Source organism: Mycobacterium sp. NBC_00419 (assembly GCF_036023875.1).
Lineage (GTDB): Bacteria > Actinomycetota > Actinomycetes > Mycobacteriales > Mycobacteriaceae > Mycobacterium.
Genome location: NZ_CP107931.1, coordinates 2,459,582 through 2,474,913, shown reverse-complemented (window position 1 = coordinate 2,474,913; position 15,332 = coordinate 2,459,582). Strand labels below are relative to the sequence as shown.

At 67.7% G+C, this 15,332-nt stretch carries 18 protein-coding genes and 1 tRNA gene; 14 read left to right on the top strand and 5 right to left on the bottom strand.

Annotation, left to right across the window (positions count from 1 at the left end; translation table 11 throughout):
- Positions 1-14 precede the first annotated feature (14 nt).
- The gene (locus OG976_RS11830) at positions 15-1,049 is read left to right on the top strand and encodes a phosphotransferase family protein (protein WP_328362220.1); all 1,035 of its coding nucleotides are present in this window, start codon (positions 15-17) and stop codon (positions 1,047-1,049) included.
- A 7-nt stretch (positions 1,050-1,056) separates the two neighbouring features.
- Here the strand turns inward: OG976_RS11830 and OG976_RS11825 are convergent, their stop codons facing one another.
- Entirely contained in the window at positions 1,057-1,428 is a 372-nt protein-coding gene (locus tag OG976_RS11825; RefSeq protein WP_328362218.1) for a LapA family protein, read from the bottom strand.
- A 170-nt stretch (positions 1,429-1,598) separates the two neighbouring features.
- On the opposite strand from OG976_RS11825, the gene OG976_RS11820 reads away from it, so the two are divergent.
- The 5 genes from OG976_RS11820 to OG976_RS11800 all read left to right on the top strand — a co-directional run bounded on the left by OG976_RS11820 (position 1,599) and on the right by OG976_RS11800 (position 5,650).
- Positions 1,599-2,525, top strand: coding sequence for an ABC transporter substrate-binding protein (locus tag OG976_RS11820; protein ID WP_442930530.1), 927 nt, complete (start codon positions 1,599-1,601; stop codon positions 2,523-2,525).
- Positions 2,526-3,617, top strand: coding sequence for an ABC transporter ATP-binding protein (locus OG976_RS11815; protein WP_328362212.1), 1,092 nt, complete (start codon positions 2,526-2,528; stop codon positions 3,615-3,617).
- 4 nt (positions 3,618-3,621) lie between these two features.
- The gene (locus tag OG976_RS11810) at positions 3,622-4,266 is read left to right on the top strand and encodes an ABC transporter permease (RefSeq protein ID WP_328362210.1); all 645 of its coding nucleotides are present in this window, start codon (positions 3,622-3,624) and stop codon (positions 4,264-4,266) included.
- Positions 4,263-5,051, top strand: coding sequence for an ABC transporter permease (locus OG976_RS11805; protein ID WP_328362208.1), 789 nt, complete (start codon positions 4,263-4,265; stop codon positions 5,049-5,051). Before OG976_RS11810 ends, OG976_RS11805 begins: the two co-directional genes overlap by 4 nt.
- A 71-nt stretch (positions 5,052-5,122) precedes the next feature.
- Complete coding sequence (locus OG976_RS11800) at positions 5,123-5,650, top strand: putative glycolipid-binding domain-containing protein (RefSeq protein WP_328362206.1); 528 nt, start codon at positions 5,123-5,125, stop codon at positions 5,648-5,650.
- On the opposite strand, the gene OG976_RS11795 is transcribed toward OG976_RS11800, so the two are convergent.
- Positions 5,613-6,518 carry a prephenate dehydrogenase gene (locus OG976_RS11795; protein WP_328363464.1) on the bottom strand — a complete coding sequence of 302 codons (906 nt, stop codon included), beginning with the start codon at positions 6,516-6,518 and terminating at the stop codon, positions 5,613-5,615. The two genes, OG976_RS11800 and OG976_RS11795, sit on opposite strands and share 38 nt — an antisense overlap.
- 135 nt (positions 6,519-6,653) lie before the next feature.
- On the opposite strand from OG976_RS11795, the gene OG976_RS11790 reads away from it, so the two are divergent.
- The 3 genes from OG976_RS11790 (at position 6,654) to OG976_RS11780 (ending at position 7,749) form a co-directional block, all read left to right on the top strand.
- Positions 6,654-7,172: a tRNA adenosine deaminase-associated protein gene (locus OG976_RS11790; protein WP_328362203.1), complete on the top strand. Its 519-nt coding sequence runs from the start codon at positions 6,654-6,656 to the stop codon at positions 7,170-7,172.
- Positions 7,169-7,630, top strand: a complete 462-nt coding sequence (locus tag OG976_RS11785; RefSeq protein ID WP_328362200.1) for a nucleoside deaminase — start codon at positions 7,169-7,171, stop codon at positions 7,628-7,630. The genes OG976_RS11790 and OG976_RS11785 overlap by 4 nt, the downstream gene beginning before the upstream one ends.
- 28 nt (positions 7,631-7,658) lie before the next feature.
- Positions 7,659-7,749 (top strand) — tRNA-Ser (locus OG976_RS11780).
- Between the two features lie 62 nt (positions 7,750-7,811).
- On the opposite strand, the gene OG976_RS11775 is transcribed toward OG976_RS11780, so the two are convergent.
- Positions 7,812-8,765, bottom strand: a complete 954-nt coding sequence (locus tag OG976_RS11775; RefSeq protein WP_328362197.1) for a hypothetical protein — start codon at positions 8,763-8,765, stop codon at positions 7,812-7,814.
- A gap of 162 nt (positions 8,766-8,927) precedes the next feature.
- On the opposite strand from OG976_RS11775, the gene OG976_RS11770 reads away from it, so the two are divergent.
- Positions 8,928-9,200, top strand: a complete 273-nt coding sequence (locus OG976_RS11770; protein ID WP_328362194.1) for a hypothetical protein — start codon at positions 8,928-8,930, stop codon at positions 9,198-9,200.
- Here the strand turns inward: OG976_RS11770 and OG976_RS11765 are convergent.
- Entirely contained in the window at positions 9,191-9,727 is a 537-nt protein-coding gene (locus OG976_RS11765; RefSeq protein WP_328362191.1) for a hypothetical protein, read from the bottom strand. The genes OG976_RS11770 and OG976_RS11765 overlap by 10 nt on opposite strands.
- Before the next feature lie 111 nt (positions 9,728-9,838).
- Between OG976_RS11765 and OG976_RS11760 the strand changes: the two genes are divergently transcribed.
- Positions 9,839-11,200 carry a WS/DGAT/MGAT family O-acyltransferase gene (locus OG976_RS11760; protein WP_328362188.1) on the top strand — a complete coding sequence of 454 codons (1,362 nt, stop codon included), beginning with the start codon at positions 9,839-9,841 and terminating at the stop codon, positions 11,198-11,200.
- A 74-nt stretch (positions 11,201-11,274) separates the two neighbouring features.
- Here the strand turns inward: OG976_RS11760 and OG976_RS11755 are convergent, their stop codons facing one another.
- On the bottom strand, positions 11,275-11,781 hold the full coding sequence (locus OG976_RS11755; protein ID WP_328362185.1) for a lipoprotein LpqH: 507 nt from the start codon (positions 11,779-11,781) through the stop codon (positions 11,275-11,277).
- A gap of 173 nt (positions 11,782-11,954) precedes the next feature.
- Here OG976_RS11755 and OG976_RS11750 point away from each other — a divergent pair, with 173 nt between their 5' ends.
- The 3 genes from OG976_RS11750 to OG976_RS11740 are packed head-to-tail and all read left to right on the top strand — an operon-like array spanning position 11,955 to position 15,332.
- Complete coding sequence (locus OG976_RS11750; protein WP_328362182.1) at positions 11,955-12,857, top strand: haloalkane dehalogenase; 903 nt, start codon at positions 11,955-11,957, stop codon at positions 12,855-12,857.
- 23 nt (positions 12,858-12,880) lie between these two features.
- Entirely contained in the window at positions 12,881-14,092 is a 1,212-nt protein-coding gene (tgt, locus tag OG976_RS11745; protein WP_328362179.1) for a tRNA guanosine(34) transglycosylase Tgt, read from the top strand.
- Positions 14,093-14,111: 19 nt separating this feature from the next.
- Entirely contained in the window at positions 14,112-15,332 is a 1,221-nt protein-coding gene (locus OG976_RS11740; RefSeq protein WP_328362176.1) for a cytochrome P450, read from the top strand.

Here is a 15,332-nt window from a genome sequence, read left to right as displayed (position 1 = left end):
GTTATACATAGCGGGTGACTGGACTCGACGGCCTCGATCTGACGGCGCTGGACGCCCATTTGCGCGCGGTGGGCATTCCGCGCAGCGGGGAACTGCGGGGGGAACTGCTCTCCGGTGGCCGGTCGAATCTGACGTTCCTGGTCTACGACGACGCCACCAAGTGGGTGCTGCGCCGGCCGCCGCTGCACGGCCTGACGCCGTCGGCCCATGACATGGCACGGGAGTACCGGGTGGTGGCGGCACTGGCCGGAAGTGCCGTCCCGGTCGCCCCCGCGGTGACGATGCGCGACGACGACTCGGTGCTGGGTGCGCCGTTCCAGATGGTGGAGTACGTGGACGGCCGGGTGGTGCGCACCCGCGCGGAACTCGAGGCGCTCGGCGGCCCGGATGTGGTGAGTGCGTCGGTGGACAGCCTGATCAAGGTCCTCGTCGACCTGCATGAGGTGGACCCCGACGCGGTGGGCCTGTCCGACTTCGGTAAACCCACCGGCTACCTCGAGCGCCAGGTGCGGCGGTGGGGTTCGCAGTGGGATCTGGTGCGACTGCCCGACGACCCGCGTGATGCCGACGTGCGGCGGCTGCACACCAAACTCGCCGAATCTGTTCCGGCACAGAGTCGTACGTCGATCGTCCATGGTGACTACCGGATCGACAACACCATGCTCGACAACCAGGATTCGACAGTTGTTCGGGCCGTGCTGGATTGGGAGCTCTCGACGCTCGGCGACCCACTGTCGGATGCGGCGCTGATGTGCGTGCATCGCGACCCCGCACTGAACCTGATCTTCGGCGAGGAGATGGCATGGTCGGCCCCGACCATGCCGTCACCGGACGAACTTGCCCACCGGTACTCGGTGGTCTCGGGTAATCCTCTGGCGCACTGGAACTTCCAGATGGCCCTGGGCTACTTCAAACTGGGCATCATTGTTGCCGGCATCGACTACCGGCGGCGGATGGCGGCCGGCGGTGAGGACGACCCGAAGGCCGGCGCGATGCTGGGTGAGGCCGTAGCCGTCCTCGTCAGCGGCGGGCTGAGCGCTTTGGGCTAGCCCGTGGCTAGACCTTTCGCGCGGCCTTGAGGTTCTTCTTCGCGGCTCTGCGCAGCTGGAAGATTCGCGCGGCGCCGACAAACACCGTCAGCAATCCGCCGCACACAGCGGCGAGCAGGATCGCCACCCCCAGGGGCAGCGTCCAGTGCCAGCCGAAGAAGGCGAACGACGCGGATTCGGTGTTCTGTGCGATGAACACCAGCAGCACGATCAGGATCAGGAAGCCGGCGATCAACGACATCCACAGGGCCGCCGCCTTGGTCAGCTTGACCTCGTCGACCGGTCCGACCTGCGTCTTCGGCGGTGCGGGCGGTGGCGAAGGCACCGGTGGGCCCGGCGGCGTCGGATCGGCGGGCGATACCTGCGGTTCGCTGCTCATGAGGTCATCATTGCCCGTTCGGGGCCAGAAAGAAACCACCGGCGAGGCAACGAGACGCTGACATCCACAGTGATCCAAATCGGGGCGTCGGCGGCTCGGGGTGGCTAGGGTCGGTTGAGGGCCCGGGGTGGAAAGGACGCTCAATGATCGCGTCGTGTCGACCGAAGCGAATGTGGTTGGTGGCGCTGTTGGTTGCGCTCGTCGCGCCGATGGCCGCAGGCTGCGGCAGTTCGAACCCGCTCGGCGGTGGATCGGCGTCGGGCGATCTCAAGACGCTGGTCGTCGGCTCCGCGGACTTTCCCGAGTCGAAGATCGTCGCCGAGATCTACGCACAAGCCCTGGAGGCCAACGGTTTCACCGCGGGCAGGCAGTTCGGCATCGGCAGCCGGGAGACCTATGTCCCGGCGGTGCGCGACCACTCGATCGACCTGGTGCCCGAGTACACCGGAAACCTGCTGCAGTACTTCAATCCCAAAGCCAACGTGACCACCCCTGATCAGGTCGAGCTGGCGTTGATTCGGGCCCTGCCGGGGGACTTGTCGATTCTGACGCCGTCGCCGGCGAACGACACCGACACCGTGGCGGTCACGCAGGAGACCGCGCAGAAGTGGAACCTCAAGACAATCGGCGATCTCGCCGCGCATTCCCCCGAGGTGAAGTTCGGTGCTCCTTCGGAGTTCCAGAGCCGCACTGAGGGACTGCCCGGTCTGAAGGCCAAGTACGGGCTGGACATCAAGCCGGACAACTTCGTGTCGATCAGCGACGGCGGTGGCCCGGCCACGGTGCGCGCATTGATGGACGGCACCGTCACGGCGGCCGACATCTTCAGCACCTCCCCGGCGATACCGCAGAACAATCTGGTCGTGCTCGAGGATCCGAAGAACAACTTTCTGGCGGCCAACGTCGTTCCCCTGGTGAGCTCACAGAAGAAGTCCGAGGAACTCAAGCGGGTGCTCGACGCGGTCTCAGCCAAGCTCACCACGCAGGGGCTGATCGAACTGAACACCGCGGTGTCGGGCAACTCCGGCGTCGACCCCGACGAAGCCGCCCGAAAGTGGATCAGCGACAACGGGTTCGACAAGCCGATCGGGAAATAGATGATCACCTTCGCCAACGTCACCAAGACGTACCCCGACGGAACTGTCGCCGTCGACGACCTCACCATCGAAGTGCCGACGGGAACGCTGGCGGTGTTCGTCGGCCCCTCGGGGTGTGGCAAGACCACCTCGATGCGGATGATCAACCGGATGATCGAGCCCACGTCGGGCACCGTCACCGTCGACGGCCGTGACATCGCCGACGTCAACCCCGTCAAGCTCCGGCTGGGCATCGGCTACGTCATCCAGAGCGGCGGGTTGATGCCGCACCAACGGGTGGTCGACAACGTTGCGACCGTTCCGGTGCTCAAGGGCCAGTCCCGCAGGGAAGCCCGCAAGGCCGCCTACGCGGTGCTGGAGCGGGTGGGGCTGGACCCGAAACTGGGCGACCGCTACCCGGCTCAGCTCTCCGGTGGCCAGCAACAGCGTGTCGGCGTGGCGAGGGCTTTGGCCGCCGACCCGCCGATCCTGCTGATGGACGAACCCTTCTCGGCGGTCGACCCGGTGGTCCGCGACGAGTTGCAGGTCGAAATCCTGCGTCTGCAAAGCGAATTGCGTAAGACCATCGTCTTCGTCACCCACGACATCGACGAGGCGATCACCCTCGGCGACCGGGTCGCGGTCTTCGGGCCCGGGGGCACACTGCAGCAGTACGATGAGCCGTCGCGGCTGCTGTCCAATCCGGCCAACGACTTCGTGGCGGGTTTCATCGGAGCGGACCGCGGCTACCGCGGGCTGCAGTTCCGGGCCGCCACCGGGCTGCCGTTGCACGACGTCGCGACGGTGACCGAAGCCGACATCGACGCGTTGTCGCTGGCGCCCGGTGACTGGCGCCTGGTCACCAGGGATGACGGCCGGCCGTACGCGTGGATCAACGCCGACGGGGTGGCGCTGCACCGCGGCGGCAGTGCGTTGTACGACAGCACGATCGCCGGCGGATCGCTGTTCGGCCCGGACGGCACCCTGCGGCTGGCGTTGGACGCGGCACTGTCCTCACCGTCCGGCCTCGGGGTGGCCGTCGACGGCGACGGGCAGGTGATCGGCGGAGTGAAGGCCGCCGACGTGCTGGCCGCCCTGGACAGCGGCGGGTGAGCCGATGAATTACCTGCTCACCCACCTCGACAAAGCCTGGGCGCTGACGGTCATCCATCTGCGGCTGTCGCTGATCCCGGTGGTGCTCGGCCTGCTGATCGCGGTGCCGCTGGGTGCTTACGTGTGGCGGACCACGGCGTTGCGACGGCTCACCACTGTGACGGCCAGCATCATCTTCACCATCCCGTCGCTCGCGTTGTTCGTGGTGCTGCCGCTGATCATCCCCACCCGAATCCTCGACGAGGCCAACGTCATCATCGCGCTCACCCTCTACACCACCGCGCTGCTGGTTCGGGCGGTGCCCGAAGCGCTCGACGCCGTCCCGGGCCAGGTGCGTGACGCCGCCACCGCAGTCGGCTACACCGGACTTGCCCGGATGCTCAAAGTTGAACTGCCGCTGTCGATTCCGGTTCTCATCGCGGGCTTGAGAGTGGTTGCGGTGACCAATATCTCGATGGTCTCGGTCGGCTCGGTGATCGGCATCGGTGGGCTGGGCACCTGGTTCACCGAGGGCTATCAGGCCGACAAGAGCGATCAGATCGTCGCCGGGATCATCGCGATCTTCGTACTGGCGATCGTCATCGACGTCCTCATCCTGCTGGCCGGGCGGGCCATCACGCCGTGGGCGCGGGCGAAGGCGGCGGCATGAACTTCCTGAACCAGGCGCTGAGCTTCATCTTCACCGCGGCCAACTGGGAAGGTAAGTCCGGCATCGGCGCGCGCATCCTCGAGCACCTGCAGTACACCGCGATCGCCGTCGTCGTCTCCGCGCTGATCGCCATCCCGGTCGGCCTGCTGATCGGGCACACCGGGCGCGGCACCTTCCTGGTGGTCACCGGGGTCAACGCGCTGCGGGCTCTGCCGACCCTGGGCGTGCTGCTGCTCGGCGTACTGCTGTGGGGCCTCGGTCTACTGCCGCCGACCATCGCGCTGATGTTGCTGGGCATCCCGCCCCTGCTGGCAGGTACCTACGCCGGGGTGGCCAACGTCGATCCGAAAATCGTCGACGCGGCCCGGTCGATGGGGATGACCGAGACGCAGGTGCTCACCCGCGTCGAGGTGCCCAACGCGCTGCCGCTCATCCTCGGCGGGCTACGCACCGCGACGTTGCAGGTGGTGGCCACGGCCACGGTGGCCGCCTACGCCAGCCTGGGTGGGCTGGGCCGCTACCTGATCGACGGCATCAAGATCCGCCAGTTCCACATTGCGTTGGTCGGTGCGCTGCTCGTCACGGTGCTGGCGCTGGCGCTTGATGCGTTGCTGGCCCTGGCGGTGTGGTCCTCGGTGCCCGGCGCCGGCCGGTTCCGGCGGATGCCGCAACCCCTGCTCGACGACGAGGTCAGCGTCGACGCGAAAGCACCCACGTCACAGAAGGGCCGCACTTGGCGACCTGGCTACGAACGTGGCGACCCGTCGCTTACGGTAGACGGGTGAGTGCAGCCAAAGATGCGACTGAAAGCGCTTGGCCGGCGACCCTGACCTGGCGCGCGTACGACGCTTCGCGGATGGAATCGACCCGCGTCCAGCTCTCCGGTAATCGGATCAAAGCCTACGGCCGCATCGTGGCCGCGGCCGCTGGTACGCACCCCGCCTTCAGCGCCTCATATGACCTGGTCACCGACGAGAGCGGGGCAACCAAACGGTTGTCGCTCAGCATCACCCTGGCCGAACGGGACCGCCAGCTGTCGATCGCCCGCGACGACGAGAACATGTGGCTGATCACCGACCACCAGGGCCAGTCGCGGGGCTCTTACGAGGGTGCCCTCGACGTCGACGTCGTCTTCAGTCCGTTCTTCAACGCGCTGCCGATCCGGCGCACCGGGCTCTACCGCCGGGTGGATGCGGTGAACCTGCCGGTGGTCTACGTCAACCTGCCCGACCTCACCGTCAGCCAGGCGTCGATCAGCTACAGCAGTTCCGGGGCGGACAGCGGTGAGGGCATCAAACTGCATTCGCCGGTGGCCGAAACCACCATCACCGTCGACTCCGACGGGTTCATCCTCGACTACCCGGGCCTGGCAGAGCGGATCTGATCACCGCGCCGGCCCGGCCGGCCGCGGCGAGTTCCTCACGCCAGTTCTCCCCGCCGAGGGCGGTCGTGATGATCTGCGGGCGCGAGAAACTGTCATAGCGGGCGCGCGCGGCGTGCCCGGCCTCGACCAGTTCGGCCACCGAGCCCTTGTCGGCCAGTGACGCCCGGGTGTGGGTCAGCAGCTCCAGGGCGCGGTCGAGCAGGGGCAGAAGCTGCTCGGCGTTGGCCTCGCACATCGCCCGCACCAGATCCGGCGAGGTGGCCGCCACCCGGGTGCCGTCCCGGAAGGAGCCGGCCGCCAGCGAGAAGGCCAGCGGCACTTCGCCTGCGGTGATCGCCAGCGCCTCGGCCAGCAGGTGCGGCAGGTGCGAGATGCTGGCCGCCGCGGCGTCGTGCTCGTCGGACTTCGCGGGAACCACGACGGCACCGCAGTCCAGGGCCAGGTACATCACCTGCGCCCACACCCGGGCATCGACGTGCTCGTCGACCGACAGCACCCACGGCGCCCCCGTGAACAACCGGGCATCCCCGGCGGCCCAGCCGGAGTGCGCGGTGCCTGCCATCGGATGCCCGCCGACGTAGCGGTCCACCAGACCGGCCGAGCGCACCTCGTCGAGGACCGCGCCTTTGACGCTGATGACGTCGGTCAGCGGGCATTCGGCGGCGACATCCTTGATGTGGCTGAGCATCAGTGACACCGCGGGCATCGGCACGGCAAGGACGATCAGGGCCTCGCGTTCAACTGCCCAGGACAATGCCTCGGTGAGGTCGGTGGTGGCGTCGAAGCCGTCCACCTTGGCCGCGTCGGCGCCCTCGACCGACCGGTTGTATCCGAAGGCCGCGCGCCCGGCCGTCACCGCCGCGCGCATCACCGATCCGCCGATCAGGCCCAGCCCGAGCACGCATACGGGAGTCTTCGTCACATCTTCCAGGTTGGCACATCGGCCGGGGGCGCCACCGATTGCCTGGTCAAAAGGCCTGCTCAGCGACTAGCGTATGCGGCCATGGAAGCACAGCGAGCGTCAGCACCGGGGTCGGCGGACACCCCGGACGGCTTCGGCGTGGCTGTGGTTCGCGAAGAAGGCAAGTGGCGGTGTTCGCCGTTGAGCGCGAAGGTGCTGACGAGCTTGAACGCGGCCGAGACCGAGTTGCGTGAATTGCGCAGTGCCGGAGCGGTGTTCGGGCTGCTCGACATCGACGACGAGTTCTTCCTGATCGTGCGTCCGGCGCCGTCGGGCACCCGGCTGCTGCTCTCGGACGCCACCGCCGCGCTGGACTACGACATCGCCGCGGAGGCGCTGGAGACCCTCGACGCCGACATTTCCGCCGAAGACCTCGAGGATTCTGACCCGTTCGAGGAGGGCGACCTCGGGGTGCTCGCCGACATCGGTCTGCCCGAGGCGGTGCTGGGCGTGATCCTGGCCGAGACGGACCTCTACGCCGACGAACAACTCGGCCGGATCGCCAGGGAAATGGGTTTCGCCGACGAGTTGGCGGCAGTTCTGGACCGCCTCGAGCGGTGAGCTCTGATGCGTCGCTGATTCGCGCAGCGATTGCGGCCGCCGGTGCGGCCGGCCCCGATGACGTGCCGATCGGTGCGGTGGTGTTCGGCCCCGACGGTCGTGAGCTGGCCCGAGCCGCCAATGCCCGTGAAGAACTCGGCGATCCGACCGCGCACGCCGAGATCCTGGCGCTGCGCGCGGCTGCCCGGGTGTATGGCGACGGGTGGCGGCTGGAGGGCGCCACGATCGCGGTGACCGTCGAACCCTGCACGATGTGCGCGGGCGCGCTGGTGATGGCGCGGGTGGCCGCCGTGGTGTTCGGGGCGTGGGAGCCGAAGACCGGCGCGGTGGGTTCGCTGTGGGATGTGGTGCGCGATCGGCGGCTGACGCACCGCCCGCAGGTGCGCGGGGGAGTGCTGGCCGACGAGTGCGCCGCGCTGCTGGAGGGCTTTTTCGCCCGTCAACGCGATTTGGGTTAGCCCGGGCAGGGACCGTAAGCTTGCCGACGGTGGCGTGTCCGAGCGGCCTAAGGAGCACGCCTCGAAAGCGTGTGACGGGTAACCCCCGTCCGAGGGTTCAAATCCCTCCGCCACCGCCATACGAAACCGGCTCTCCCTTCGCGGGAGAGCCGGTTTCTGTGTCTGCGGTCCACCGGCGGGCTCAGGGCTTGTGCGCGGTGATCCCGTCGCCGGAGATCCGGACGCGGTTGCGGCTCCCCGGACCGGCGGTCACCGTGTTGTCCCCGCCGACCACCGCCGCCGAGTTGTGGTTCGACGTGCCCGCGGGGTTCGTCGGATCACCCACGTTGACGGTGTTGTTCTCGCCGAGCACGAACGCGCCGTTGCGGTTTCCGCCGCCGGCGTTGACGACGTTGGATGCGCCGATGACGGTGGCGTCGTTGCCGTCGCCGAAGGTCACCTTCACGGTGTTGCCTTTGCCGAACACGGTGACGCGGCCGCGGTTGCCGGTGCCTGCGTAGGCGGAGTTGCTCCGGCCGGTCGCGGTGGCACGGTTGAAGTCACCGTCGGCGGCCGAGGCGGTGTTGTCCTCGCCGATCGCACTGGCCACATTGAAGTTGCCGGTGCCCACCTGTCCACCGGCCCAGGCCTGGTTGTTGTCGCCCATCGCGGTGGCGACGTTGAAGTTGCCGTTTCGGGCGTTTGCCGTGGCGTTGGTGTCGCGCGCGCTGGCAATGTTGAAATTGCCGAACGACGCGAGCGCCTCGCCGCCGTTCTGAGCGATCGCGAGGTTGCCGACGCCGGTGAAGGCCCCGGCCGAGGAACTGTCACCGACGGCGAATGCGGTGTTGAAGACGTCGTTTGCACCGCTGCCGGCAATGGCGTTGGCGCCCGTTCCGACCGCGAAAGCCATTCCGAACAGGCCCGCTGCAGTGGCCGTGGATCCCGGTCCGAAGGCCACCGCGAGCCCCAGCAGACCCGTGGACGAGCAGCTCGCCGAGCCGGTGTGCAGATTGAGCGAGCCGGCGGAGAAGCACGCGTCGACTGCCTTCGCCGGTGCCGGTGTGCTCACCGCCAGTGTCAGCGCCGCCGCCGCCCCCAAGACGAGCGCGCCGCCCTGGCGGACGCGGTTGTGGGTTGCTGTGTGTGAGGACATGTGACCCCCCTTTGCTCGGCGGCCACCGTTGGCTGCGTCTTCGCGACATCTAACGCCGCACGCAGCAAAACCTGCGGTATTTCCCACGCAATTGACGCTCGTGTTGAATTCGTTCCCAGGAAGCTGACCTACCCTGGCTTCATCGACAAGGGGGTTGTGAGCATGGCGACCAATTCACTCGGGGGCCGACGGCTGATCTACGGTGCCGTGGGCATCGCGATCGCGCTGACCCCGGCGGCGTTCGCCGCATCAGGCGCGCAAGCGCCACACGTCCTGGCGCAATGCCAGGACACCGACACCGAGGACAGTTTCTCGATGAACTGCGCCCCGACGGTCATCCCCGACACCAGCGACCAGCTCACCGAAGCCGAGGTTGCCGAGCCCGGCTTCAACGGTGGCGGTGGCGGCGGTGGCGGTGGCGGCGGTCATCGCTGACCGAGGTCATCGTCGAGGATGCCCTTGGCCGTCGTCAGGTGATCGATCGCTCTGGCGAGGTAGGTCTGATACGTCGTTGCGTCCTCGGGATGCCGCGAGGCGGTGAACCGCAAGCACCCGTGCGCGGCGGTGTTGACGTCATCGATCATGCTCTGCAATTCGGCCGTCAGCGCGGGATCCGGTGTGGGCAGATCGGCCTGCAACCCGACGGCGTTGGTGTCGTGCAGGCGCTGGCAACCCGAGCGGACGCCCGCTTCGTCGTCGCCTGCGGTGGCTTCGGACACCTGCTCGAGGGCTCGGGCGGATTCTTTGAAGTGGTCACCGGCGCGGACTTCCCACGCGCGCACCGCCACCGCCAGGTCCGACGGCGCACTCGACGTTGTCGCACCCGTCGTCGACCGCGACTCGGCCCTGTCCACGGGGTGGCGGGTCATGCCGATGAGCGCGATCACCAGCAGCCCCGCCCCGACCAGCGTGGCCCCGACGAGCACGGTCACCGCTGCCCGCATGCGGCGATTGGCCACCATGGCTCTCACGGTGCGCCGTTGCGGGCCCGGACAGACAGGGTCTTTCGACCCGAAAAGGGGTATGACCGGAATGCTATTGAGCACTAGTAGCTTCGGACGCGGAGGCAAGTAATGGAACTGATTTCACCGACCGATTCGATGTTCCTGCTGGCCGAGTCCCGCGAGCATCCGATGCATGTCGGCGGGCTGCAGCTGTTCGAGCCGCCCGAGGGTGCGGGCCTGGAATTCATCCAGGACATCTTCTCGACGCTGCTGACCCACGAGGACGTCCAGCCGACCTTCCGTAAACATCCCGGCGAGTTGTTCGGCGGGATCGCCAACCTGGCGTGGTCGTTCGACCGGGACATCGACCTCGAATACCACCTGCGGCGCTCGGCGCTCCCGTCACCCGGGCGTGTCCGCGAGCTACTCGCGCTGACCTCCCGACTGCACGGCACACTGCTCGACCGGCACCGTCCGCTGTGGGAGACGCACCTCGTCGAGGGGCTCGACGACGGCCGCTTCGCCGTCTACACCAAGGTGCACCATGCGCTCCTTGACGGTGTTTCGGCGATGAAGCTGATGCGCCGGTCGCTGTCGGAGGATCCGCTGGACTCCGAGTTGCGGGCCCCGTGGACTATCGGGCCGCGTGAGCGCGGCAGGGACCGGCCGCGGTCCTCGCGGTTGGCCGGGCTGGCCAGAGCTGCGGGATCGGTTGCGGGCCTTGGCCCTTCAGCGTTCACGCTGGCCCGGTCGGCGTTGCTCGAGCAGCAACTCACCCTGCCGTTCGGCGCGCCGAAGACGATGTTCAACGTTGCGATCGGCGGTGCGCGGCGGTGCGCAGCGCAGTCGTGGCCACTCAAACGTGTCATCGCGGTCAAAGACGCTGCCGGGGTCACCGTCAACGATGTCATCCTGGCGATGTGCGCGGGGGCGCTGCGGGCCTACCTCATCGAGCAGAACGCCCTGCCGGACCGGCCGCTGATTGCCATGGTGCCGGTGAACCTGCGCTCCGAGGACGACACGTCCAGCGGCGGCAATCAGGTGGGGGCCGTGCTGTGCAGCCTGGCCACCGACGTCGAGGATCCGGCACACCGTCTCGACACCATCCACGCCTCGATACGCGGCAACAAAGAGGTGTTCACCCAGCTGCCCAGGATGCAGCAGCTGGCCCTGTCGGCGTTCAACATCGCACCGCTGGCGCTGTCCCTGCTGCCGGCGCTGGCCGCGGCCGCGCAGCCGCCGTTCAACATCGTCATCTCCAACGTGCCCGGGTCGCGCGAGCCGTTGTACTGGCACGGCGCCAAACTCGACGGCAACTACCCGATGTCGATCGCGCTCGACGGCCAGGCGCTCAACATCACCCTGTCCAACAACGCCGACAACCTCGATTTCGGACTCGTCGGCTGCCGGCGCAGCGTCCCGCATCTTCAGCGGTTGCTCGGCCACCTCGAGGATTCGCTGACCGGACTCGAAGAGGCGCACGGGGTCTAGTCGAGTCGACGGGTCTAGCCAACGAAAGGCGGCGACGACCCCTCGGGTCGCCGCCGCCCAGTCCACGCCTGCCGCTAGGGGCAGGTGACCTCGATCTCGAAGGGCTTGTTCACCGGCTGCATCGGGTTGGCCATGTCGACACCCGTAGCAGTACCGCTGATCTTGATGTTTTTGCCGTCCTTGGTCGCCGTGGCGGCTGCGCCACCGGGCACACCCTCGGTGTAGCCCAGGGTCACGCCGTTGACGTTGCCCAGGCCGACCGACTTGACCGACGACGCATCCTCACTCATCACAACCGCGATGCCGGTCGTGGCCTCACCGATGGCGATGTTGTAGTTCCCGCCGGCGGTCGCGCAGACGACCTGCCCGTTGATGGTCTGGGGCTGACCGTCGATGGTCACCTTGGCAGTGCTGGCACCGGCACTGGCGCTCGGGGTTTCGGCACCCGACGATGCACTCGCCGCCGCAGACGAAGACGCACTCGACGTCGACTCTGCCTTCTTGTCATCCTTGGAACAGCCGGACAGGCCGGCGACCAGAACTGCGGCGCCGGCTACGGCTACCACAAAGCCACGATTCACCGATTTCTCCTTTGTTGACGTGAGCCGTCGACAGTGACGGACCATCGGGGAAGATTATGGTCCGCGCTTTGCCAGCGATGTCCTGAATGAACGAAGTCGTCGGCGGGCATTCGACCGGCATTCCCGGCAGTAACGAACTTCTTCCCACTTCAACATCGGTATCGTCAGGCACCGTGCAGACACTGCGTACTCCCGACGAAAGATTCGCTGAGCTTCCCGATTTTGCCTATCGGCCGCACTATGCCGAACTCGATGACGACGAAGGCGGGACACTGCGGGTCGCCTGGGTCGAACACGGCCCCGCCGACGCTGACCCGATCCTCATGCTGCACGGGGAACCGACCTGGTCGTTCCTCTACCGCAAGATGATCCCGATCCTTGCCGCCGCCGGACACCGGGTGATCTGTCCCGATCTGGTCGGATTCGGCCGCTCCGACAAGCCGATCGAGCGGGAGGACCACACCTACGCCCGCCACGTCGAGTGGATGCGGGCGCTGGCGTTCGACGTTCTCGACCTGCAGCGGGTGACGCTGGTCGGCCAGGACTGGGGTGGGTTGATCGGTCTGCGGTTGGCTGCCGAGAACCCCGACCGGTTCAGCCGCATCGTGGTCGCCAACACCGGCCTGCCGACCGGGGACTTCGACATGCCCGAGATCTGGTGGCAGTTCCGCAAGGCCATCGAGGCGGCCCCGAGCGTGGACGTCGGCCTGTTCGTCATCAGCGGCTGCCGGCGCCCGGTCAGCCCCGAGGTGCGAGCCGGCTACGACGCACCGTTCCCCGACGACGCCTACTGTGCGGGCCCGCGGGCGATGCCCACCCTGGTGCCGACGCGCCCGGACGACCCGGCGTCAGACGCCAACCGCCGGGCCTGGGCCGTGCTCTCGCAGAGCCCGACGCCGATGCTGGTCGCGTTCAGCGACGGCGATCCGATCACCGGCGCGATGGGCCCGATCTTCACTTCACAGATGCGCGGCGCCCAGGGCATCGAGCACCCGACGGTCCACGACGCCGGTCACTTCCTGCAGGAGGATGCCGGCGAAGAGCTTGCCGAGCACATCGTGAATTTCTTGGGCTAGTTTCACGCTGGTTAGATGTCGACGTGCCTTTCTTCACCGTCGACGCGGAGCTAGCCGGCCGGCGGGGACGCAGCGGGGTCATCCACACCCCGCATGGCGACATCCACACCCCGGCCTTCGTCGCGGTCGGCACCAAGGCCACCGTCAAGGCTGTGCTGCCGGAGACGATGCGCGAACTCGGTGCGCAGGCGGTGTTGGCCAACGCCTACCACCTGTACCTGCAGCCCGGCCCCGACATCGTCGACGCCGCCGGTGGCCTCGGCGCGTTCATGAACTGGCCGGGGCCGACGTTCACCGACAGCGGCGGGTTCCAGGTGCTTTCGCTGGGCGCCGGTTTCCGCAAGGTCCTGTCGATGGACGCCGACCGGGTCCAGGCCGACGACGTCATCGCCGAGGGCAAGCAGCGGTTGGCTCATGTCGACGACGACGGCGTGACGTTCATCTCGCATCTGGACGGTTCGACGCACCGGTTCACCCCGGAGGTGTCGATGCAGATTCAGCACCAGCTCGGCGCGGACATCATCTTCGCGTTCGACGAGCTGACGACCCTGGTGAATACCCGCGGCTACCAAGAGGATTCGGTGGCTCGCACGCAGGCGTGGGCGGTGCGCTGCCTGACCGAACATCGGCGGCTGACCGCCGAGCGTCCGGAACGCCCCAGCCAGGCGCTGTTCGGCGTGGTGCAGGGGGCGCAGTACGAGGATCTGCGCCGGCAGGCCTCGCGGGACCTGGCCGCGATCGTCGACACCGACGGGCGCGGGTTCGACGGGTACGGCATCGGCGGCGCGCTGGAGAAACAGAACCTGGCCACCATCGTCGGCTGGTGCACCGATGAGCTGCCCGACGACAAGCCGCGCCACCTGCTCGGGATCAGTGAGCCCGACGACCTGTTCGCGGCGATCGAGGCGGGCGCGGACACCTTCGACTGTGTGTCACCTTCACGGGTCGCGCGCAACGCCGCGGTGTACTCGCCGGCGGGCCGGTTCAACATCAACACTGCCCGGTTCCGGCGTGACTTCACCCCGATCGACGACGAGTGCGACTGCTACACCTGCGCTCACTACACCCGGGCGTACCTGCATCACCTGTTCAAGGCCAAGGAGATGCTGTCGGCGACGCTGTGCACGATCCACAACGAGCGCTTCATCGTCCGGCTCGTCGACCGGATCCGCGACTCCATCGCCGCCGGTGAGTTCGACGACCTGCGTGCGGACGTCCTGGGCCGCTACTACTGAACGTGTGGACAATAGGGGGATGACCGCTCCGGCACCCTCGCAGGCGCTGCTCGTCGAACTCCTCGATCCGGCACACCGGGCCAATCCCTACCCGGTGTACCGCCGGATCCGTGAGAGCGGCGTCCTGGCGGTGCCCGACAACGATCTGCACGTCTTCTCCGGCTTCGCCGACTGCGACGAGATACTGCGCCATCCGGCCTCGTGCAGCGACCGCACGAAGTCGACCGTCGCCCAGCGCGCCATGGCAGCCGGCCAGCAGCTTCGGCCCTTCGGAACCCCGGGTTTCCTGTTCCTCGATCCCCCCGATCACACCCGGCTGCGCCGGCTGGTCAGCAAGGCGTTCTCGCCCAAGGTCGTGAAGTCGCTGGAACCCGATATCGCGGTCATGGTCGACGACCTGCTCGACAAGGTGGCCGCCAAAGGCGAATTCGAGGCGATCGAAGACCTGGCCTACCCCCTTCCCGTCGCGGTGATCTGCCGGCTCCTCGGCGTGCCGATCGAGGACGAGCCCAAGTTCAGCTGGGCCTCGGCACTGCTGGCCCAGGGGCTGGATCCGTTCATCGCCTTCACCGGTCAGGCCCAGGGCTTCGAAGAGCGTCTGGAGGCCGGGCTGTGGCTGCGCGGCTATCTGCGCGAGCTGATGGAGAAGCGGCGCGCTGAGCCCGCCGACGACCTGATCTCCGGACTGATCGCCGTCGAGGAATCCGGCGACCAGCTCACCGAGGACGAGATCGTCGCCACCTGCAACCTGCTGCTGATCGCCGGGCACGAGACCACGGTCAACCTGATCGCCAACGCGATCCTGGCCATGCTGCGCCACCCGCAACACTGGCGGGCGCTGAGCGCCGACGCCGAGCTGGCCGCGGGCATCATCGAGGAGACGCTGCGCCACGACCCGCCGGTCCAGCTTGTCGGCCGGGTCGCCGGGGAGGACATGACGATCGGCGGCGTCGATATTCCCAAGGGCGACAACATGATGCTGCTGCTGGCCGCGGCCCACCGCGACCCGTCGGCCAACGAACGGCCCGACGAGTTCGACCCCACCCGGGAACCCTTGCGCCACCTGGCATTCGCCAAGGGGCCGCACTTCTGCCTCGGTGCGCCACTGGCGCGGCTCGAGGCCACCGCGGCGTTGACGGCGGTGACCAAACGCTTCCCGAACGCGCGACTGGCCGGCGAACCCGAGTACAAGCCGAACGTCACGCTGCGAGGAGTGACCCGCCTCGACGTCGCTGTGTGA

What these genes read in the sequence shown, in the direction of transcription:
- OG976_RS11825 (WP_328362218.1), bottom strand. Translation starts at nt 1,428, where the DNA reads ATGAGCAGCGAACCGCAGGTATCGCCCGCCGATCCGACGCCGCCGGGC.
- OG976_RS11820 (WP_442930530.1), top strand. Translation starts at nt 1,599, where the DNA reads ATGTGGTTGGTGGCGCTGTTGGTTGCGCTCGTCGCGCCGATGGCCGCA.
- OG976_RS11815 (WP_328362212.1), top strand. Translation starts at nt 2,526, where the DNA reads ATGATCACCTTCGCCAACGTCACCAAGACGTACCCCGACGGAACTGTC.
- OG976_RS11810 (WP_328362210.1), top strand. Translation starts at nt 3,622, where the DNA reads ATGAATTACCTGCTCACCCACCTCGACAAAGCCTGGGCGCTGACGGTC.
- OG976_RS11805 (WP_328362208.1), top strand. Translation starts at nt 4,263, where the DNA reads ATGAACTTCCTGAACCAGGCGCTGAGCTTCATCTTCACCGCGGCCAAC.
- OG976_RS11800 (WP_328362206.1), top strand. Translation starts at nt 5,123, where the DNA reads ATGGAATCGACCCGCGTCCAGCTCTCCGGTAATCGGATCAAAGCCTAC.
- OG976_RS11795 (WP_328363464.1), bottom strand. Translation starts at nt 6,518, where the DNA reads ATGCGCGCGGCGGTGACGGCCGGGCGCGCGGCCTTCGGATACAACCGG.
- OG976_RS11790 (WP_328362203.1), top strand. Translation starts at nt 6,654, where the DNA reads ATGGAAGCACAGCGAGCGTCAGCACCGGGGTCGGCGGACACCCCGGAC.
- OG976_RS11775 (WP_328362197.1), bottom strand. Translation starts at nt 8,765, where the DNA reads ATGTCCTCACACACAGCAACCCACAACCGCGTCCGCCAGGGCGGCGCG.
- OG976_RS11770 (WP_328362194.1), top strand. Translation starts at nt 8,928, where the DNA reads ATGGCGACCAATTCACTCGGGGGCCGACGGCTGATCTACGGTGCCGTG.
- OG976_RS11765 (WP_328362191.1), bottom strand. Translation starts at nt 9,727, where the DNA reads ATGGTGGCCAATCGCCGCATGCGGGCAGCGGTGACCGTGCTCGTCGGG.
- OG976_RS11760 (WP_328362188.1), top strand. Translation starts at nt 9,839, where the DNA reads ATGGAACTGATTTCACCGACCGATTCGATGTTCCTGCTGGCCGAGTCC.
- OG976_RS11740 (WP_328362176.1), top strand. Translation starts at nt 14,112, where the DNA reads ATGACCGCTCCGGCACCCTCGCAGGCGCTGCTCGTCGAACTCCTCGAT.